The sequence below is a fragment of the Streptomyces piniterrae genome (genome assembly GCF_005048155.1).
Taxonomy (GTDB): domain Bacteria; phylum Actinomycetota; class Actinomycetes; order Streptomycetales; family Streptomycetaceae; genus Streptomyces; species Streptomyces piniterrae.
In genome coordinates this window covers 814,485-833,870 of record NZ_SUMB01000003.1, presented here as the reverse complement: position 1 = coordinate 833,870, position 19,386 = coordinate 814,485, and the positions used below count along the sequence as shown (strand labels likewise).

The window sequence follows — 19,386 nt, the reverse complement described above, 5'->3', positions numbered from 1 at the left end:
CGTACTCCGCGGTAGGTGCGACGATCGGACGGCAAAATTCCAGCGACCCGGTAAAAGCAGAGGAAGTCGGCCATGGCAACGGCGCCCAGCGTCTCGTACTCGATGACGGTTCGGCTGGAGGTCCCGGCCAGCGGGACCGCGGTCAGCCAGCTCACCACGGCCGTGGAGTCCTCCGGCGGGTCGGTCACCGGCCTCGACGTGACCGCGTCCGGCCACGAGAAACTCCGGATCGACGTCACCATCGCCGCGACGTCCACCGCGCACGCCGAGGAGATCGTCGAGGAGCTGCGCGGCATCGAGGGCGTCTCCCTCGGCAAGGTCTCGGACCGTACGTTCCTGATGCACCTCGGCGGCAAGATCGAGATGACGTCGAAGCATCCCATCCGCAACCGCGACGACCTGTCGATGCTCTACACCCCGGGCGTCGCCCGCGTCTGCCAGGCCATCGCCGACAATCCCGAGGACGCCCGCAGCCTGACCATCAAGCGCAACAGCGTCGCGGTCGTCACGGACGGCTCGGCGGTGCTGGGCCTCGGCAACATCGGTCCCAAGGCCGCGCTGCCCGTCATGGAGGGCAAGGCGGCCCTCTTCAAGCGCTTCGCCGGCATCGACGCCTGGCCGCTGTGCCTGGACACCCAGGACTCCGACGCCATCGTGGAGATCGTCAAGGCCATCGCCCCGGGCTTCGCGGGCATCAACCTGGAGGACATCTCCGCGCCCCGCTGCTTCGAGATCGAGGCCCGGCTGCGCGAGGCCCTGGACATCCCCGTCTTCCACGACGACCAGCACGGCACCGCCATCGTCGTCCTCGCCGCCCTGACCAACGCGCTGCGGGTCGTCGGCAAGAAGATCGAGGACGTCCGGGTCGTGATGTCCGGCGCCGGCGCCGCGGGCACCGCCATCCTCAAGCTGCTGATCGCGGCGGGCGTCCGGCACGCCGTCGTCGCCGACATCCACGGTGTGGTGCACGCGGGCCGCACCGACCTGGTCGACGCCGACCCGGATTCGCCGCTGCGCTGGATCGCCGACAACACCAACCCCGAGGGCGTCACCGGCACCCTCAAGGAGGCCGTGGTCGGCGCGGACGTCTTCATCGGCGTCTCGGCGCCCAACGTCCTGGACGGCGACGACGTGGCGAAGATGGCGCAGGGCGCGATCGTGTTCGCACTCGCCAACCCGGACCCGGAGGTCGACCCGGCCATCGCCCGGCAGACCGCCGCCGTCGTGGCCACCGGCCGCTCCGACTTCCCGAACCAGATCAACAACGTCCTGGTGTTCCCCGGCGTCTTCCGCGGCCTCCTCGACGCCCAGTCCCGTACGGTGAACACCGAGATGATGCTGGCTGCTGCCGGCGCGCTCGCGGACGTCGTGCACGACGACGAGCTCAACCCGAACTACATCATCCCCAGCGTGTTCAACGACAAGGTCGCGGGCGCGGTGGCCGGTGCGGTGCGGGACGCGGCGAAGGCCGCGGACCCCAATGTGACGGCTGCCACGGCGCTCTGAGTACGGCGCGTCGCGAGACACGCGGTCCTCAAGGCCCCCATAGGCTGGCGGTGAGCAATGGCCGCCACCTGTGGGTCCGGTACGGAGCGGAGGGTCGCCACTACGAGGCAGTGGCGCTTTTCGTGTGACCCGCCAGGGCGCCGGATTGGCTTTACCGCCGCAGGTAGGGGCAGGATGCGTATTCGGGCGCGAGGGTCTGGTAAGCAGACCCGGGTCCGGGGACTGTCCGAGGGCCCTGGCAGCATCGGCTTCGCTGTGCCTGATATGCGGTCCGCCGCAGGGCACGCCCATTGGCAAGAAGAACACGGGAGTACAAACATGAACCGCAGTGAGCTGGTGGCCGCTCTGGCCGATCGCGCCGAGGTGACCCGCAAGGACGCCGACGCCGTTCTGGCCGCCCTCGCCGAGACCGTTGGCGAGATCGTCGCGAAGGGCGACGAGAAGGTCACCATCCCCGGCTTCCTGACCTTCGAGCGCACCCACCGTGCCGCTCGCACCGCGCGGAACCCGCAGACCGGCGACCCGATCCAGATCCCGGCCGGCTACAGCGTGAAGGTCTCCGCGGGCTCCAAGCTCAAGGAAGCCGCCAAGGGCAAGTAAGTCCCTCGGCGTGACGTAGACGGGCGGCCGCTCCCCTGGGGGGCGGCCGCCCTTTCCTGTGCGCGTGCCGGCGGGAGCCGCCGGGCCCGAACGGCCGCGGGGCGGTGCGCGGAGGCTGTGAAGCCCCGCGCACCGCCCCACGTGCTGGTTCGCGTCGTCGCTCGGTGCCGACCCGGGGGACAACCCCCGGACCCCCGGCCGGCGGCCGTGTCAGCCCTTCAGTGAGCCGTTGGGCAGTTCGACCTCTGCGCCCAGGCTCACCAGCTTCTCCATGAAGTTCTCGTAGCCGCGGTTGATCAGGTCGATGCCGTGCACCCGGGACGTGCCCTGGGCCGCCAGGGCCGCGATCAGGTACGAGAAGCCGCCGCGCAGGTCGGGGATGACCAGGTCGGAGCCCTGCAGCTTGGTGGGGCCGGAGACGACCGCGGAGTGCAGGAAGTTGCGCTGGCCGAAGCGGCAGGCGGAGCCGCCCAGGCACTCGCGGTAGAGCTGGATGTGCGCGCCCATCTGGTTCAGCGCGGACGTGAAGCCGAGGCGGGACTCGTAGACCGTCTCGTGGACGATCGAGAGGCCCGACGCCTGCGTCAGGGCGACGACCAGCGGCTGCTGCCAGTCGGTCTGGAAACCGGGGTGGACGTCGGTCTCCAGGGCGATCGCGTTGAGCGAGCCGCCCGGGTGCCAGAAGCGGATGCCCTCGTCGTCGATCTCGAAGGCGCCACCGACCTTGCGGAAGGTGTTCAGGAAGGTCATCATCGACCGCTGCTGCGCGCCGCGGACGTAGATGTTGCCCTCGGTGGCCAGCGCCGCGGACGCCCACGAGGCGGCCTCCAGGCGGTCCGGCAGGGCGCGGTGGTTGTAGCCGTCGAGCTTGTCGACACCGGTGATCCGGATCGTCCGGTCGGTGTCCATGGAGATGATCGCGCCCATTTTCTGCAGGACGCAGATCAGGTCCTCGATCTCCGGCTCCACGGCGGCGTTCGTCAGCTCGGTGACGCCCTCCGCCAGGACGGCGGTCAGCAGCACCTGCTCGGTCGAGCCGACCGACGGGTACGGCAGCCGGATCTTGGTGCCGCGCAGCCGCTGCGGGGCCTCGAGGTACTGGCCGTCGGCGCGCTTCTCGATCGTCGCGCCGAACTGGCGCAGTACGTCGAAGTGGAAGTCCACCGGGCGGCCGCCGATGTCGCAGCCGCCCAGGCCCGGGATGAAGGCATGGCCGAGGCGGTGCAGCAGCGGGCCGCAGAACAGGATGGGGATGCGGGACGAGCCGGCGTGCGCGTCGATGTCGGCGACGTTGGCGCTCTCGACGCGCGAGGGGTCGAGGATCAGCTCGCCGGGCTCGTCACCAGGGCGGACCGTGACGCCGTGCAGCTGGAGCAGCCCGCGCACGACGCGCACGTCGCGGATGTCGGGGACATTGCGCAGCCGGCTCGGGCCGCTGCCCAGGAGGGCGGCGACCATGGCCTTCGGTACGAGGTTCTTCGCGCCGCGAACCCGGATCTCGCCATCGAGCGGGGTGCCGCCGTGGACAAGCAGTACGTCGTCAGTAGAGACGGTCATGGATCTCGCGTTCCTGGAGACGGGCAGGGCCAAGGGGAAATGGTAAGGGCGCCGGAGGGGGTGTCCGTAGGCCTGTGCGGGCTTCGGGCATGTAATGGCTTTGTCACAACACACTCCGCTACGATCCGCCTTTGATCTGTAATCGTCGTTTGGTCGAGAATTCACCTCGTTGTCTCGAATGGGCGGTTCGCTGCGGCCGCCCGGCAGGCCCGTGCGCCGGTGCTGCCGCCGTACGCCCTGGGCGCTCTCGCACCGGTCCGGCCGTCGACTCCCCGTATCGGCCCAAAGTGCGGGATCATGTGGCCATGACCGAGGTGTCCTCGCTCACAGGCCGGCTGCTCGTCGCGACGCCCGCGCTCGCCGACCCGAACTTCGACCGCGCGGTGGTGCTGCTTCTCGATCACGACGAGGAGGGCTCCCTCGGCGTGGTCCTGAACCGTCCGACGCCGGTCGGTGTGGGCGACATTCTCGCGCCGTGGGCCGCGCTGGCCGGCGAGCCCGGGGTGGTCTTCCAGGGCGGCCCGGTGTCGCTGGACTCGGCGCTCGGGGTGGCGGTGGTGCCCGGGAGCGTCGCCGGGGAGGGCGGCATCCCGTCCTACGAGAGCGGCGCCCGGTCCGGTGGCGCCGACGACGGGGTGGCGGGTGCGCCGGCCGCGGACACGGCGGAGAGCGTGCCGGCCGGTGACGAGCCGCTGGGCTGGCGCCGGGTGCACGGCGCGATCGGCCTGGTGGATCTGGAGGCCCCGCCGGAGCTCCTCGCGGCCGTCCTCGGCAGCCTGCGGATCTTCGCCGGGTATGCGGGCTGGGGGCCCGGCCAGCTGGAGGACGAGCTGGTGGAGGGCGCCTGGTACGTCGTCGAGTCGGAACCGGGGGACGTCTCGTCGCCGGACCCGGAGCAGCTGTGGCGGGCGGTGCTGCGCCGCCAGCGGAACGAGCTGGCGATGGTGGCCACGTACCCGGATGACCCGTCGCTGAACTGAGGCGGGCGGGGGCGAAGCGCGGCTCCCCGGGCCGGTTTCCCGGGCCGGCAAATTTTGTTGACGGCTTGATTATTGTGACGGCTTCGTCATGGGGAATTGTCAGTGCCCGTCGCTATGGTTCGAGGTGTTGGGGACGGCGCGCGGACGCGATGGCGGGTCCGTGCTGGACGAACGGGGAGAGCGCCATGCACAGGCCCAGTGTGCCCGAGGACCTGGACCATCCGGAGCGGTTGTGGGCGCGCGCCGCGACGCTGGCGGTGGTGGCGGCCGCCGTGGACGACTGGGACGAATTCTCCTGGGGCGGCCGGGGGCTGGAGTGCTGGAACGGCGGCGGCTCCTACTGGTGGCGGCTGAAGCTGTTCGAGGACGGCCGGGCGCTGCTGTGCGGCCAGGATTCCGACGGCAGCTATACGCACGACGCGGGCCGGCAGATCGACTTCCTGGCCGGCGGCCCCGAATGGCTGCCCTGGGAGCAGCTGCGGCACGACGCCGAGGGCAACCTCTTCGGCTTCGTCTACTGGTGGCAGGACGGCGCCTGGGCCCGTGCCCCGTACCCCGAGAAGATGCCGGACGACGGCCTGGAGATGGCGATGAGCTGGACCGCGCCCGGTGAGGCCGCGATCGGGCGGATCGTCGACGATCTCGTGGCCCGTACCGAGACGGACGTCGACCCCGCGGCGGCGGTCCGCGCCTTCATGGCGGCCGCCGAGGCGCGTACGGTCCGCGCGGAGGACATCGCCGCGCTGCTGGGCGCGGTCTGCGACCAGGACGCCTGGTACGAGATCCGGCCGGAGGCCGCGCTGGCCTTCGCCACCCAGCTGGGGCTGACGAGCGGCGACCGGGGCGGGGTGCCGGTGGGGTCGTAGGGCGCGGGCTCACGGCCGGTGGCGCGGCGGCCGGGGGACGCGCCGGTCACCCGGCGGCGGGCCGACGCTCCCCGCTTGCGGCGCGCGTGAGTACCCTTGGCACTTATGAGCACTCTTGAGCCCGAGCGCGGGGCAGGTACGGGGACCCTCGTAGAGCCGACACCCCAGGTGTCGCACGGCGACGGCGACCACGAGCGCTTCGCCCACTATGTCCAGAAGGACAAGATCATGGCGAGCGCGCTCGACGGCACTCCCGTCGTGGCGCTGTGCGGCAAGGTATGGGTCCCGGGCCGGGACCCGAAGAAGTATCCGGTGTGTCCCATGTGCAAGGAGATCTTCGAGTCCATGGGCGCCGGTGGCGACAAGGACAAGGGCGGCAAGGACGGCGGCAAGAAGTAGCCGCGGGTTCACAGACCGCAGTCGGTGGTTTCCGGCGGTGAGCGGCGGGTCGTAGCCGTTCATCGCCTGGCGGTGCCCCGCCACGGGTTCGGGCCCGGTCCCTCGCGGACCCGGGCCCGCCGTCGTTCCCGGGACGCGCACTTGCGGGGGCGGGGCATGGCAGCATCGACCGTGATGACCATCCCCCGTGCTGGTCTTCTTCGTACTCGTACAGCACCGGCGGGTATCGGGCCCGTGCGGCGCGGTGAAGGGCTGACGGCATGCCACAGACCGAGACCGACACGGAGAGCGCGACCACGGCCGGGGCTGTGACCGGGGCCGACGCCGCGACCACGGCCGACGGTGCGAACGCGACGGACGCCGAGACGGGCACCGGCACCGCCCCCGGTACCGCCCCGGGCACCGGAAGCGGCCTGATCCCGGCGCCGCTTCGGATCGACGGCCCGTACCGCTGCGCCGTACGGCTCGGCGAGCGGACCGCACTCGCGGCCGCCCCGGGCACCGAGGGCACCGCGCGCTGGCTGCGCGACACCCTCGGCGCGGCCTTCGCGCTGCCCCTGCCGCCCGGCCCCGACGACGCGGCGGACACCCTCGCGCTCACCCTCGACCCGGACCTCCCGGCGGAGGGCTACCGGCTGGACGCCGTCACCAACTGGGGCGTGCGGATCGCCGGCGGCAGCCCGGCCGGAGTCTTCTGGGGCGCCCAGACGCTCCGTCAGCTCCTCGGTCCGCACGCCTTCCGCCGCGCGCCGCTCGCACCGGGCCGCGGCCCCGTCCTGCCGCAGCAGACCATCGAGGACGCCCCCCGCTTCGCCTGGCGCGGCATGATGCTCGACGTCGCACGGCACTTCATGCCCAAGGACGGCGTACTGCGCTATATCGACCTGCTCGCCGCGCACAAACTCAACGTCCTCCACCTCCATCTCACCGACGACCAGGGCTGGCGCATCGAGATCGCGCGCTACCCGGAACTCACCAGGACCGGCGCCTGGCGGGCGCGCACGAAGATCGGGCACCGCGCCTCCCCGCTCTGGGACGAGCGACCGCACGGCGGCTTCTACACCCAGGACGACATCCGCGAGATCGTCGCCTACGCCGCCGCGCGGCATATCACCGTCGTCCCCGAGATCGACATCCCCGGGCACTCGCAGGCCGCCATCGCCGCGTATCCGGAACTCGGCAACACCGACGTCATCGACACCAACTCCCTGGAGGTCTGGGACACCTGGGGCGTCAATCCGAACGTACTCGCCCCCACTGACAACGCCCTGCGGTTCTACGAGCACGTGCTGGCGGAGGTCCTGGAACTCTTCCCCTCGCCGTTCGTGCACATCGGCGGCGACGAGTGCCCCAAGGACCAGTGGAAGGCGTCGGCCACCGCACAGGCCCGCATCGCCGAGCTGGGCCTCGCGGACGAGGACGCGCTGCAGAGCTGGTTCATCCGGCACTTCGGCCGCTGGCTGGCCGACCGCGGACGGCGACTGATCGGCTGGGACGAGATCCTGGAGGGCGGCGGCCGGGCCGCCCCCGGAGGCGGGACGACGGAGCTGGGCCTGGCCGAAGGCGCCGCCGTCTCGTCCTGGCGCGGCTACGCCGGCGGGATCGCCGCCGCCCGCGCCGGCCACGACGTCGTCATGTGCCCCGAGCAGCAGGTGTATCTGGACCACCGTCAGCACGCCTCCCCCCACGAACCGGTGCCGATCGGCTACGTGCGCACCCTGGAGGACGTCTACCGCTTCGAGCCGGTACCGCCGGAACTGACGGACGAGCAGGCCGCGCACGTCCTCGGCACCCAGGCCAACGTCTGGACCGAGGTCATGGACAGTCAGCAGCGCGTCGACTACCAGGTCTTCCCGCGGCTCGCGGCGTTCGCCGAGGTCGCCTGGTCCCGGCTGCCGCCGCCCGCCGACCGCGACCACCAGGACTTCGGCCGGCGGATGACCGCGCACTACGCCCGGCTCGACGCCCTCGGCGTCGACTACCGCCCGCCCGGCGGCCCCCACCCCTGGCAGCGGCGTCCCGGCGTGCTCGGACGCCCGATCGACGGGGCGCCCCCGAACGTGTGAGCCGACGTGCAAGGAGGGCGCTCGGACCGCCGGACCCTGGGACGGTGGAACTCCCCGTACCGCGGCGCGGACGATGAGCGCCCCGGAGCGCGCCGCGCGACGCGCTCCCCGGCGCGCGCAACCGCGATCCCGGCCGTCCCACACCGACGGACGAAACCGGACCAACCCCTCATGCGGGGGCGGATCGTCGCTTCGCGGACCCTCTCGTCGTGGTCCCGGGAAGATGTGCCAGAGTTGCCACGTCCGGGCCGTGAGCACGTACCGTACGGCGCAGCGGAACAGCCGGGACACCGGGGAAGGGGCAGCTGGCTTGACCACCCAAGCACCGCACGCGTCGCACACGGTGACGTTGCCGGCCTCGCTCGACGAGGCGGTGGCGGCGCTCACCGCCATGCCCGCCGCCGTGCCCGTCGCGGGCGGCACCGATCTCATGGCCGCCGTCAACGCCGGACTCCTCAGACCCGCGGCCCTGGTGGGCCTCGGCCGGATCAGCGAGATCCGCGGCTGGCAGTACCAGGACGGCCATGCGCTCCTCGGTGCCGGTCTCACCCTCGCCCGTATGGGGCGCCCCGACTTCGCGGCCCTGATCCCGGGCCTGGCCGCCGCCGCGCGCGCCGCGGGCCCCCCGCAGATCCGCAACGCCGGGACCCTCGGCGGCAACATCGTCACCTCCGCGCCCACGGGCGACACCCTCCCCGTGCTCGCCGCCCTCGAAGCGACGCTGATCATCGGCTGCCCCGGGGGCGGGCGCCGGGAGATCCCGGTCAGCCACCTGCTGGCCGGCCGCGAGATGCTGCGCCCCGGCGAACTCGTCGGCTTCGTACGGGTGCCGCTGCTGCACGCCCCGCAGACGTTCCTCAAGGCCACCGGGCGCACCGGCCCCGGACGCGCCACCGCCTCGGTGTCGCTGGTCCTGGACCCGGCCCGGCGCGGCGTGCGCTGCGCCGTGGGCGCGGTCGCCGCCATGCCGCTGCGCCCCCTGGAGGCCGAGCAGTGGGTCGCCTCGATCATCGACTGGGACGGCGAACGCGGCCTGGTCCCCGAGGCGCTGACCGCTTTCGGTGACTACGTGGCCGCCGCCTGTATCCCCGACCCGGCGCCGCCCGAGGACGGTTCGGAACCGGCGACCCTGCCGCCCGCCGCGCTGCACCTGCGCCGTACGGTGGCAGCACTGGCCCGCCGCGCACTGGGGAGGGCGCTCTCGTGAGTGACGCAGAAAACCGCAATCCGCACCCTGAGCAGGGCTGGCAGCCGCTGCCCCAGGGCGGCGAGTACGAGCAGGAGGCCACCGCCTTCGTGCAGCTCCCGGAGGGCTTCACCACCGGGGCCTACGGAGCCGGGCTGCCCAACGGGTACGGCACCTCCGATCCGCTCGCCGCGCCCGGCCACGGCTACACGCCGCCCGCCTCGTTCACCCAGCACGCCCCCTCGCCGCCGGTCCCCGACGCGGGCACCGACCCGGCCGCGACCGGCCAGTGGACGATGCCGTTCGCGGACCCCTCGGCCGGCTACGCCGACCCGTCCGCCGGCTACCAGGCCCAGACGAGCTCCCCGGGACACCAGGACCCGTCCGCGGGCTACCAGGCCGGCGCCCCCGAGGCGGCGCAGCCTTGGGGCGGCGACCGGGTGGACTGGCCGGTCGCCGGCGGCTCGCAGCCGGCCGGCGGCTCCGGCGCATGGTCGGTCCCGGCCGCGGCGGACGACGGCCTGGAGGAGTCCGGCGAGTATCTCGTCGGTGACGACGGCCTGGCACACACGGGATATCCGGCCCAGGCCGGCCATCAGGGGCAGCCGGGCTATCCGGGGCCCGCCGGCTCCGGCGGCGCCACCGGTTACGAGGGCGGCGACTACCCGGGCACGTACGGGGGCGCCGACGGCGCGGCGGACACCGGCGAGCCGGTGGCGGCCGACGCTGCCGGCGGGACCGGCCACTGGAACTTCACCACCGGGCTGAGCGCCACGACGGGCGTGCACGGCGGCGCCGAGGACGGGCACGGCACCGGGGCGCGTGAGGACGTGCACGGCGCCGCGGGCGGTCCGTTCGGCGCTCCGGCCGACGACCCGTACGCGCGGGACGGCGGCCTGACCGGCCATGGCGGCGAGCAGGGCGCCGCACCCCACGGCGGCGACGACCTGCCGGGCGGCCAGGCGTACGGGGCCGGCACGGGCGGCACGGATCCGGCGGCGGGCGGTGCGACCGGTCATTGGTCGCTGCCGGCCGACGCGCTGGCCCAGTGGCCGCCCGCCGGGGAGGCGCCGCAGCACGAGGGCGCGGACGCACAGGGCCCCGGCGAGGAAGCGGGCGCAGGGACGGGCATGGGCTCCGCGGCCCACGTGGGTTCCGGCGTCGGCGCGGACCAGCCGGGCCGCCCGGACCGGGCGGAGCCGTGGACGGTCCCGGCGGCCGGCGGTGAGCAGCCGGACGGGACCGGGGAGTTCGCGGCCGGCGCGGGTGCCGGCGCGGATGCGGTGAACGGTGCGGATGCACATGCCGGTGCGGGTGCCGACGCGGGCCCGGACGCCGTCGCGGCCGAGGGCGCCGCCCCGGCCGCCGAGTACGGCGAACACGGCGAGTCCGGCGATTCCGCCGAATTCGCCACCGGTGCCGGGCACCACGCGGACCCGTCCGACCACGCGGCCCCCGCTGTCCACGCGCACACCACGGCCCCCGGGGCCGCCCGCGAGGGCTCCCCCGAATCCCCCGATCCGGCCCCCGACCCCGTCGACGCCGACGCCGACGCCCCGGCGGACCCCGGCCTCGACGCGTACGACGAACACCCCGCCGCCTCCTACGTCCTGCGCGTGAACGGCACCGACCGGCCGGTCACCGACGCCTGGATCGGCGAATCGCTGCTCTACGTGCTGCGCGAGCGGCTCGGCCTCGCCGGGGCCAAGGACGGCTGCTCCCAGGGCGAGTGCGGGGCCTGCTCGGTCCAGGTGGACGGGCGGCTCGTCGCGTCCTGCCTGGTGCCGGCGGCCACCACCGCGGGCAGTGAGGTCCGCACGGTCGAGGGGCTCGCCCAGGACGGCACGCCCTCGGACGTGCAGCGCGCCCTCGCCGCCTCCGGTGCGGTGCAGTGCGGCTTCTGCGTACCGGGCATGGCGATGACCGTGCACGACCTCCTGGAGGGCAACCACGCCCCCAGCGAGCTGGAGACCCGCAAGGCGCTGTGCGGCAACCTGTGCCGCTGCTCCGGCTACCGGGGCGTCCTGGAGGCCGTCGAGGAGGTCGTCAAGGCCCGCGCGGAGGCCGAGGCCCAGGCCGGGGCGGAAGGGGCCGCGGACACCCCGCGCATCCCCCACCAGGCCGGCCCCGCCGACCCCACGGAGCACGCTCCGCAGGCCCACCACCCCCACGACCCGCATGCGCACGGGCACTATGAGGGCCCGGGGGCCGATCCGCAGCCTGGAGGCCCGGCATGAGTGGCACGACCGACGGCGCCGGTGCCGTCACCGCGACCCCCGCGGCGGGCGTCCCGATCCCGCCCGTCGAGCCGTCGCCGCACGGCCTGGGCGTCTCCCTGGCGGCCGCCGACGCGGCGGCCAAGACCGAGGGCACCTTCCCGTACGCCGCCGACCTGTGGGCCGAGGGCCTGCTGTGGGCCGCGGTGCTGCGCTCCCCGCACCCGCGCGCGCGGATCCTGTCCATCGACACCAAGCACGCCACCGAGATGCCGGGTGTGCGGGTCGTCGTCACGCACGAGGACGTCCCCGGCGACGCCGGACACGGCCGGGGCACCGCGGACCGGCCGGTCTTCGCCAAGGACGAGGTCCGCCACCACGGCGAGCCGATCGCCGCGGTGGCCGCCGACCACCCGGACACCGCACGGCTGGCCGCCGCCGCCATCGCCGTCGAGTACGAGGTCCTGGACGCCGTCACGGACCCGCAGCTCGCCTTCGAGGCCGAGCCGCTGCACCCGGACGGCAACCTCATCCGGCACATCCCGCTCCGCTTCGGCGACGCGGAGGCGGTCGGCGAGGTCATGGTCGAGGGCCTCTACCGGATCGGCCGCCAGGACCCGGCCCCCATCGGGGCCGAGGCCGGACTCGCGGTGCCGCGTCCCGACGGCGGCGTGGAGATCTACACCGCCTCCACGGACCCGCACACCGACCGCGACCTGGCCGCCGCCTCCTTCGGCCTGGACCCGGAGCGCGTCAAGGTCGTCGTCACCGGCGTGCCCGGCGCCACCGCCGACCGCGAGGACCCCGGGATCCAGCTCTCCCTCGGGCTGCTGGCGCTGCGCACCGGCTGCCCCGTGAAACTCGCGGCCACCCGCGAGGAGTCCTTCCTCGCCCACGCGCACCGCCACCCCACGCTGCTGCGCTACCGCCACCACGCGGACGCCGACGGCAAGCTGGTCAAGGTGGAGGCGCAGATCCTGATGGACGCCGGTGCCTACGCGGACACCTCCGCCGAGGCGCTGGCCGCCGCCGTCTCCTTCTCCTGCGGCCCGTACGTCGTCCCGCACGCCGTCGTCGAGGGCTGGGCGGTGCGCACCAACAACCCGCCGTCCGGCCATATGCGCGGTGAGGGGGCGATGCAGGTCTGCGCCGCCTACGAGGGGCAGATGGACAAGCTCGCCGCCCAGTTGGGCCTGGAGCCCGACGAGATCCGGATGCGCAACGTGATGGCCACCGGCGATCTGCTGCCCACGGGGCAGACGGTCACCTGCCCGGCCCCGGTCGCGGAGCTCCTGCGCGCCGTCAAGGAGGCGCCGCTGCCCGAGCTGCCCAAGGACACACCCGAAGCGGAGTGGCTGCTTCCGGGCGGTCCCGAGGGCGCGGGCGAGCCGGGCGCGGTGCGCCGCGGCGTCGGCTACGCGCTGGGCATGGTGCACATGCTCGGCGCGGAGGGCACCGACGAGGTGTCCACCGCCACCGTCAAGGTCAGCGGCTCGGTCGCCACCGTCATCTGCGCCGCCGTCGAGACCGGCTCCGGGTTCTCCACCCTGGCCCGGCAGATCGTGCAGGAGACGCTCGGCATCGAAGAGGTGCATGTCGCGGGCGTCGACACCGACCAGCCGCCGGCGGGACCGGCCTGCCACGGCCGGCACACCTGGGTCTCCGGCGGTGCCGTCGAACGCGCCGCGAAGATGGTCCGTACGCAGCTCCTGCAGCCCCTGGCCCACAAGTTCGGCATGTCCACCGAGCTGCTCCAGATCACCGACGGCAAGATCACCTCCTATGACGGGGTGCTCAGCACGACCGTGGCGGAGGCGCTGGACGGCAAGGAACTGTGGGCCACCGCGCAGTGCCGGCCGCATCCCACGGAGCCGCTGGACGAGGGCGGGCAGGGCGACGCGTTCGTCGGCCTCGCCTTCTGCGCCATCCGGTGCGTCGCCGACGTCGACATCGAACTGGGCACCATCCGGGTCGTCGAGATGTCCGTCGCGCAGGACGTGGGCCGGGTCCTCAACCCGCGCCAGCTGCGGGCCCGTATCGAGGCCGGTGTCACCCAGGGCCTCGGCGCGGCCCTGATGGAGAACCTGCGCACCACGCGCGGCCAGGTCCGCCACCCCGACTTCACCGGATACGCGCTGCCGACGGCCCTGGACGCCCCGGACATCCGGATCGTCAAGCTCGTCGAGGAGCGCGATGTGGTCGCGCCGTTCGGCGCCAAGCCCGCCAGCGCGGTCCCGGTCGTCACCTCGCCGGCCGCCGTCGCCTCCGCGGTCCGCGCCGCCACCGGCCGCCCCATCGGCCGCCTCCCGATCCGCCCCCAGGCGGCGGTGGCGCAGGTGGTCCGGCAGTAGGCAAGTGGGCAACATACAGGAAGGCGGCCCCCACGGTGTGGGGACCGCCTTCCCGCGTGTACGCGCGGTGCGCATGGAGGCCGTGGCGGGATTCGAACCCACGTAACTCGCTTTGCAGGCGAGCCCCTCAACCACTCGGGCACACGGCCGGATGAGGTGATGTCACGACTCTAGGCCGGGGGGCGGGGGCCGGGGCAAGGGTGCCGGGTGGGCTGCCACGAGGTTGAAATACGGGGTTCATGAACGGCGCTCGGCCGGGTGGGTCAGGAGGCCGGGGAGGTGGTGTCGCGTACGGCGACCAGGCCGTTGAAGACGCCGACGTAGGCCGTGCCGTCCGGGCCCAGGGTGATCGGGGCCCAGTTGTTGTCGTAGAGCGGGCCGGTGCCGGTGAGGCGCTTGAAGCGGGTCCGGCCGGTGCGGAAGTCGACGGCCGTCAGATACCAGGCGTCGATGCCCAGGCGGTGCGGCTCCTTTGTGTAGAAGTAGAGCAGCCCGTTGGCGGTGGAGAGTTTGGCGACGGTGGACGGGGAGCGTTCCTTGCTCTCCCAGACCGTGTCGCAGCCGCTGCCGTCCGGCCGGACGTCGACCCGGGTGATGCCGCCCACGACCGACTTCCCCAGGAGCGGCGAGGTGACGTTCTCGTAGCCGTAGTTGTTCTCGACGACGAGGCTGTTGCCGTAGCCGATCAGGGAGTTGTCGGTGGTGGAGGCGCCGGCGCCGAAGACGGGGACCTTGCAGACCAGGCGGTCGCGGGCGGGCAGGCCCGGCCGGCGGTCGTAGACCAGGACGTTCATGCGGTGGTCGGCGTTGTCGGTGATGGCCGCGTAGGGGTGCGCGGCGTCGCCGAGGAGGGTGGGAGTGGTGCCGGAACCCTGGTTGACCGAGCCGGGCTTGCTGCCCGTGCCGCGGTCGTAGGTCTGCCGCCACTGGACGCGCGGGGTGCCGTCGGCGTCCGCGCGCAGGCTGTAGAGGGCGTGGTCGGAGACGATGGAGACACCGTCCTCGGCCGCCGAGAAGCTGTTCTGGATCTCCTCGCCGGGCAGCCGGACGCTGCGCACCGCGCCGTCGTCCGGGGCGATGGTGCCGATCCGGCCCTGACGGGTGACCCACCAGATCCGGCCATTCCAGTCCGGCTGGACGGCGGTCACCGGATCGCATGTGCCGCGCGGGTGGAGGTTGGTCCAGCTGACGCAGTCGTGCGGGACGTACGGGGTCAGGTCCCAGTCGTCCTCGACCGTGAACTTCCACTCCCCGGCGGGGGATCGGGTGTGCGCGATGCGGAGAACGTGCTGGCGGGAGTCGGCCAGGACGACGCGGTCCTGGTTGTCGAGGTAGAAGTACGCGCCGCCCGAGGTGTCCTTGAAGATCTTGGAGAAGTCGAGACGGGTGATCGCCTCGATCGTGGAGGGGCGCTGCGGCATCCGGTACTCGGCGAGGGTGGCCAGGCTCCTGGGGTCCAGAAGCTTGAGCCGGAAGCCCTGGAAGGTCCCGCAGACGGTGAGGATCCGGCCGTCGGTGTCGAAGGTGACCGTCGCGCACTCGACGCCGAGCGCCGCCATCCGCTGCGCTTGGCTTGGGCCGGCTTGGTTGTTCGCCGTTGTCGGCTGTCCCGCCGTAGCGCCTGCGGCGGGCGTGGTTTTGTCGGGTGCGGTGACGGCCCTCCGGACTCCGTCCTGAGGGCCGTCACCTCCCGTGGGTGGGGGAGAAGCGGTGTGTGGGGGACTGCGACCGCGTGGGGCCGTGAAGGCGTGGTGGAACGAACCGGCGCGTGGCCGACCGCCGCGTGGGGGTACCTCCCACGCCCTTCTGGCAGTGGGGGAGCAACGGCGGCGAACCCCCACGGCGGGACAGCCAAAAACGGTGGGGGCCAAGCCGGCCCGAACAAAGCGCAGGTACGCTGTCGCGGTTGCCGATCGCCGACTCAGCACGACGGAGACCGTGACTACCACCACCAGCGCCACCAGTAATCACCACCTGTCCCCGGCCTTTCCCGGCCGGGCCCCTTGGGGTACCGCGAACAAGCTGCGTGCCTGGCAGCAGGCGGCCATGGACCGGTACATCCAGAGCCAGCCGAGAGACTTTCTCGCGGTGGCGACGCCAGGGGCCGGAAAGACGACCTTCGCGCTCACGCTCGCCTCGTGGCTGCTGCATCACCACGTCGTGCAGCAGGTGACGGTCGTCGCACCGACCGAGCACCTGAAGAAGCAGTGGGCGGAGGCGGCGGCCCGGATCGGCATCAAGCTCGACCCGGAGTACAGCGCCGGACCGTTGGGCCGCGAGTACCACGGCGTAGCGGTCACCTACGCGGGCGTCGGCGTACGCCCCATGCTGCACCGCAACCGGATCGAGCAGCGCAAGACGCTGGTGATCCTGGACGAGATCCACCACGCCGGTGACTCCAAGTCCTGGGGCGAGGCCTGCCTGGAGGCGTTCGAGCCGGCCACCCGCCGGCTGGCGCTCACCGGCACGCCGTTCCGGTCCGACACCAACCCGATCCCCTTCGTGCAGTACGAGGAGGGGAACGACGGCATCCGGCGGTCCTCCGCCGACTACACGTACGGATACGGGAACGCGCTCGGGGACGGCGTCGTCCGGCCGGTGATCTTCCTCTCCTACAGCGGCAACATGCGCTGGCGGACGAAGGCGGGTGACGAGATCGCGGCGCGGCTCGGCGAGCCGATGACGAAGGACGCGGTCTCGCAGGCCTGGCGTACCGCGCTGGACCCGCGCGGCGAGTGGATGCCGAACGTGCTGCGCGCCGCCGACCAGCGGCTGACGGAGGTCAGGAAGTCCATTCCGGACGCCGGGGCGCTCGTCATCGCCTCCGATCAGGAGCAGGCGCGCGCGTACGCGAAGCTGATCAGGGAGATCACGGGGGAGGGCGCCACCCTCGTCCTGTCCGACGACAACGGCGCCTCGCAGCGCATCGACGACTTCTCGCATTCGCAGGACCGCTGGATGGTCGCGGTGCGGATGGTGTCGGAGGGTGTCGACGTGCCGCGGCTGGCGGTCGGGGTGTACGCCACGACGATCTCGACGCCGCTGTTCTTCGCGCAGGCCGTGGGCCGGTTCGTGCGGTCCCGTAAGCGGGGCGAGACGGCGTCCGTCTTCCTGCCCACCGTCCCGATGCTGCTCGGCTTCGCCAACGAGATGGAGGTCGAGCGCGACCATGTGCTCGACAAGCCGAAGAAGGAGGGGGAGGAAGACCCCTACGCCGAGTCCGAAAAGGAGATGGACGAGGCGAACAAGCAGCAGGATGAGGACACCGGGGAGCAGGAGCAGTTCTCGTTCGAGGCGCTGGAGTCGGAGGCGGTCTTCGACCGGGTGCTCTACGACGGTGCCGAGTTCGGCATGCAGGCGCACGCGGGCAGCGAGGAGGAGCAGGACTACCTCGGCATCCCCGGACTGCTGGAGCCGGACCAGGTGCAGATGCTGCTGCAGAAGCGGCAGGCCCGCCAGATAGCGCACAGCAGGAAGAAGCCGGACGCGGAGGCGGATCTGCTGGAGCTGCCGGCCGAGCGGCGTCCCGTGGTCACGCACAAGGAGCTGCTGGAGCTGCGGAAGCAGCTGAACACGCTGGTGGGGGCGTATGTCCACCAGAGCGGTAAGCCGCACGGGGTGATCCATACCGAGCTGCGCCGGGTGTGCGGTGGGCCGCCGAGCGCGGAGGCGACCGCCGGGCAGCTGCGCGAGCGGATCAAGAAGGTGCAGGAGTGGGCCACCCGGATGCGCTGAGCCGGTCGCGGTGAGGGTCCACGGAAGGCGGGGCGGCGTGCCGGGAGGTGCGCCGCCCCGCTCGTCCGTTCTCGGCCGTTTTCACGTGGCTTTCCCATAACGGGCGGATAACGTCACGGCGCCGACGGAACAGTTACCGAACAGTCGCCTAGGGATCAATGGGGACATTGCGGGCGCGGAAGACCGGATTCTGGACGGACTCTTCCGCTGACCGGACTGGCTCGCTACTGTCCCCGTCACGCACACGCCCCGTGGCAGCGCCGCCGCGGAGCGCAGCCGGTGCCTAGCGGCCGGCGGCCTCTTGCGCGCGCTGCTCCGGGACTCGCGGCGCGTCGCGCACGAAGCCGCCACTCACATGAGGAGGGGGCGTCGTGACCGCGGAGACCTCCCAGACGCTCGACCGAGGACTGCGTGTCCTCAAACTGCTCGCCGACACCGACCACGGGCTGACCGTCACCGAGCTGTCCAACAAGCTCGGCGTCAACCGCACCGTGGTCTACCGCCTGCTCGCGACCCTGGAGCAGCACGCTCTGGTACGCCGCGACATCGGCGGCCGGGCCCGGGTCGGCCTAGGCGTGCTGCGCCTGGGCCGCCAGGTGCATCCACTCGTCAGAGAGGCGGCGCTACCCGCGCTGCGCTCGCTCGCGGAGGACATAGGGGCCACCGCGCATCTCACCCTCGTCGACGGCACCGAAGCGCTGGCCGTCGCCGTGGTGGAGCCGACCTGGACCGACTACCACGTCGCCTACCGGGCCGGTTTCCGTCACCCGCTGGACCGGGGCGCCGCCGGACGGGCCATCCTCAAGGGCCGCCAGGGCAGGGGCCCGGATGCCGGACTCGCCCTGACCCACGGGGAGTTGGAGGCCGGTGCGAGCGGGGCGGCGGCGCCGCTGCTCGGGGTGAGCGGCATCGAGGGGAGCGTCGGCGTGGTGATGCTCGCGGACACCGTCTCCGAGCGGGTCGGGCCGCGGGTGATCGACGCAGCCCGAGAGGTGTCCGAGGCGCTGCGCTGAGGCGCGGTCACCGGCGCTTCCGCCGCATCATGTGATGACCCTGTAGCGCTGTGGTGAGGCCACAGCGCTGCGCGGGGCCGGTGGTGCGGCGGTCACTTATGGTGGCTGGGTGTCTGCACGCACCCGCGCCCTGGCGCTCTGCACCGCCCTCGTCGTCGCCCTCCTGCTCGCCGCCGCCCTCGCACCGCTGCCGTTCTCGGTCGCGTATCCGGGCATGACGGCGAACGTCCTCGGCGACGACAAGGGCAAGCCGGTGATCACCATCACCGGGGCCGGCACCCGTCGCACCAGCGGCCAGCTGCGGATGACCTCGATCGTCGCCACCGGCCCCGAAGCCCCCGTCCACCTGGTCGACATCATCAAGGGCTGGGGCCGTACGGACGAGGCCGTGATGCCGCGGGAGGCGGTCTACCCCGTGGGCGAGAACACCGAGGAGATCGCGGAGCACAACGCGGCGCAGATGCGGCGGTCCCAGGACACCGCCACCCGCGCCGCGCTGGGTCTGCTGCACAAGTCCCCCAAGGACATCAAGGTCAAGCTGAGCCTCCAGGACGTGGGCGGGCCCAGTGCCGGCCTGATGTTCGCCCTCGGCATCGTCGACAAGCTGGACGGCGACGGCACCGGCCACGATCTGACCGGCGGCAGGAACATCGCCGGTACCGGCACCATCACCGCGGGCGGCAGGGTCGGCGCGGTCGGCGGCGTGCCGCTCAAGACGCAGGCCGCGCACCGGGACGGCGCCACGGTCTTCCTGGTCCCGGCGAAGGAGTGCGCGGACGCCCACGCGGAGCTTCCGCGGGGCATGCGGCTGGTCCCCGTCACCACCCTGGACGGTGCGGTGGACGCCCTCAAGGCGCTGCGGACCGGGGGCAAGGTCCCCAGCTGCTGATCACGACCGGCACGAAGACGCC

Annotated in this window: 14 protein-coding genes and 1 tRNA gene; 12 read left to right on the top strand and 3 right to left on the bottom strand. The window is 72.8% G+C overall.

The window, feature by feature from the left end; genetic code table 11:
- Positions 1 to 72 precede the first annotated feature (72 nt).
- Both FCH28_RS12420 and FCH28_RS12410 read left to right on the top strand, forming a co-directional pair.
- The gene (locus tag FCH28_RS12420) at positions 73 to 1,506 is read left to right on the top strand and encodes an NAD-dependent malic enzyme (protein ID WP_187363818.1); all 1,434 of its coding nucleotides are present in this window, start codon (positions 73 to 75) and stop codon (positions 1,504 to 1,506) included.
- A 318-nt stretch (positions 1,507 to 1,824) separates the two neighbouring features.
- A complete protein-coding gene (locus FCH28_RS12410) occupies positions 1,825 to 2,106 on the top strand; it encodes an HU family DNA-binding protein (protein ID WP_003954777.1) in 282 nt (93 codons plus the stop codon).
- Between the two features lie 210 nt (positions 2,107 to 2,316).
- On the opposite strand, the gene murA is transcribed toward FCH28_RS12410, so the two are convergent.
- Complete coding sequence (gene murA, locus FCH28_RS12405) at positions 2,317 to 3,663, bottom strand: UDP-N-acetylglucosamine 1-carboxyvinyltransferase (protein ID WP_136739857.1); 1,347 nt, start codon at positions 3,661 to 3,663, stop codon at positions 2,317 to 2,319.
- 305 nt (positions 3,664 to 3,968) lie between these two features.
- Here murA and FCH28_RS12400 point away from each other — a divergent pair, with 305 nt between their 5' ends.
- The 7 genes from FCH28_RS12400 (at position 3,969) to FCH28_RS12370 (ending at position 13,727) form a co-directional block, all read left to right on the top strand.
- On the top strand, positions 3,969 to 4,643 hold the full coding sequence (locus FCH28_RS12400) for a YqgE/AlgH family protein (protein ID WP_136739856.1): 675 nt from the start codon (positions 3,969 to 3,971) through the stop codon (positions 4,641 to 4,643).
- A gap of 185 nt (positions 4,644 to 4,828) precedes the next feature.
- Positions 4,829 to 5,509: a hypothetical protein gene (locus FCH28_RS12395; protein ID WP_136739855.1), complete on the top strand. Its 681-nt coding sequence runs from the start codon at positions 4,829 to 4,831 to the stop codon at positions 5,507 to 5,509.
- A 105-nt stretch (positions 5,510 to 5,614) separates the two neighbouring features.
- Positions 5,615 to 5,908, top strand: a complete 294-nt coding sequence (locus FCH28_RS12390) for a DUF3039 domain-containing protein (RefSeq protein WP_026169910.1) — start codon at positions 5,615 to 5,617, stop codon at positions 5,906 to 5,908.
- 260 nt (positions 5,909 to 6,168) lie between these two features.
- On the top strand, positions 6,169 to 7,974 hold the full coding sequence (locus tag FCH28_RS12385; RefSeq protein ID WP_187363817.1) for a beta-N-acetylhexosaminidase: 1,806 nt from the start codon (positions 6,169 to 6,171) through the stop codon (positions 7,972 to 7,974).
- 310 nt (positions 7,975 to 8,284) lie between these two features.
- Positions 8,285 to 9,181, top strand: coding sequence for an FAD binding domain-containing protein (locus FCH28_RS12380; protein ID WP_136739854.1), 897 nt, complete (start codon positions 8,285 to 8,287; stop codon positions 9,179 to 9,181).
- Positions 9,178 to 11,397, top strand: coding sequence for a 2Fe-2S iron-sulfur cluster-binding protein (locus FCH28_RS12375; protein WP_136739853.1), 2,220 nt, complete (start codon positions 9,178 to 9,180; stop codon positions 11,395 to 11,397). The genes FCH28_RS12380 and FCH28_RS12375 overlap by 4 nt, the downstream gene beginning before the upstream one ends.
- Positions 11,394 to 13,727 (top strand): xanthine dehydrogenase family protein molybdopterin-binding subunit, encoded by a 2,334-nt coding sequence (locus FCH28_RS12370; RefSeq protein ID WP_136739852.1) that lies wholly within the window; start codon positions 11,394 to 11,396, stop codon positions 13,725 to 13,727. The genes FCH28_RS12375 and FCH28_RS12370 overlap by 4 nt, the downstream gene beginning before the upstream one ends.
- A 74-nt stretch (positions 13,728 to 13,801) precedes the next feature.
- Here FCH28_RS12370 and FCH28_RS12365 read toward each other — a convergent pair.
- Positions 13,802 to 13,876 (bottom strand) — tRNA-Cys (locus tag FCH28_RS12365).
- A gap of 114 nt (positions 13,877 to 13,990) precedes the next feature.
- A complete protein-coding gene (locus FCH28_RS12360; protein ID WP_425471915.1) occupies positions 13,991 to 15,286 on the bottom strand; it encodes a hypothetical protein in 1,296 nt (431 codons plus the stop codon).
- Between the two features lie 379 nt (positions 15,287 to 15,665).
- Between FCH28_RS12360 and FCH28_RS12355 the strand changes: the two genes are divergently transcribed.
- The 3 genes from FCH28_RS12355 (at position 15,666) to FCH28_RS12345 (ending at position 19,364) form a co-directional block, all read left to right on the top strand.
- The gene (locus FCH28_RS12355; protein ID WP_136739851.1) at positions 15,666 to 17,462 is read left to right on the top strand and encodes a DEAD/DEAH box helicase; all 1,797 of its coding nucleotides are present in this window, start codon (positions 15,666 to 15,668) and stop codon (positions 17,460 to 17,462) included.
- A gap of 371 nt (positions 17,463 to 17,833) precedes the next feature.
- Positions 17,834 to 18,475, top strand: coding sequence for an IclR family transcriptional regulator (locus tag FCH28_RS12350; protein WP_136739850.1), 642 nt, complete (start codon positions 17,834 to 17,836; stop codon positions 18,473 to 18,475).
- 109 nt (positions 18,476 to 18,584) lie between these two features.
- Positions 18,585 to 19,364 carry a S16 family serine protease gene (locus FCH28_RS12345; RefSeq protein WP_136739849.1) on the top strand — a complete coding sequence of 260 codons (780 nt, stop codon included), beginning with the start codon at positions 18,585 to 18,587 and terminating at the stop codon, positions 19,362 to 19,364.
- The last annotated feature ends 22 nt before the right edge of the window (positions 19,365 to 19,386 follow it).

Bases quoted from the DNA above. Each gene is read 5' to 3' on its own strand.
- FCH28_RS12420 (WP_187363818.1), top strand. From the start codon at position 73: ATGGCAACGGCGCCCAGCGTCTCGTACTCGATGACGGTTCGGCTGGAG.
- FCH28_RS12410 (WP_003954777.1), top strand. From the start codon at position 1,825: ATGAACCGCAGTGAGCTGGTGGCCGCTCTGGCCGATCGCGCCGAGGTG.
- murA (WP_136739857.1), bottom strand. From the start codon at position 3,663: ATGACCGTCTCTACTGACGACGTACTGCTTGTCCACGGCGGCACCCCG.
- FCH28_RS12400 (WP_136739856.1), top strand. From the start codon at position 3,969: ATGACCGAGGTGTCCTCGCTCACAGGCCGGCTGCTCGTCGCGACGCCC.
- FCH28_RS12395 (WP_136739855.1), top strand. From the start codon at position 4,829: ATGCACAGGCCCAGTGTGCCCGAGGACCTGGACCATCCGGAGCGGTTG.
- FCH28_RS12390 (WP_026169910.1), top strand. From the start codon at position 5,615: ATGAGCACTCTTGAGCCCGAGCGCGGGGCAGGTACGGGGACCCTCGTA.
- FCH28_RS12385 (WP_187363817.1), top strand. From the start codon at position 6,169: ATGCCACAGACCGAGACCGACACGGAGAGCGCGACCACGGCCGGGGCT.
- FCH28_RS12370 (WP_136739852.1), top strand. From the start codon at position 11,394: ATGAGTGGCACGACCGACGGCGCCGGTGCCGTCACCGCGACCCCCGCG.
- FCH28_RS12360 (WP_425471915.1), bottom strand. From the start codon at position 15,286: ATGGCGGCGCTCGGCGTCGAGTGCGCGACGGTCACCTTCGACACCGAC.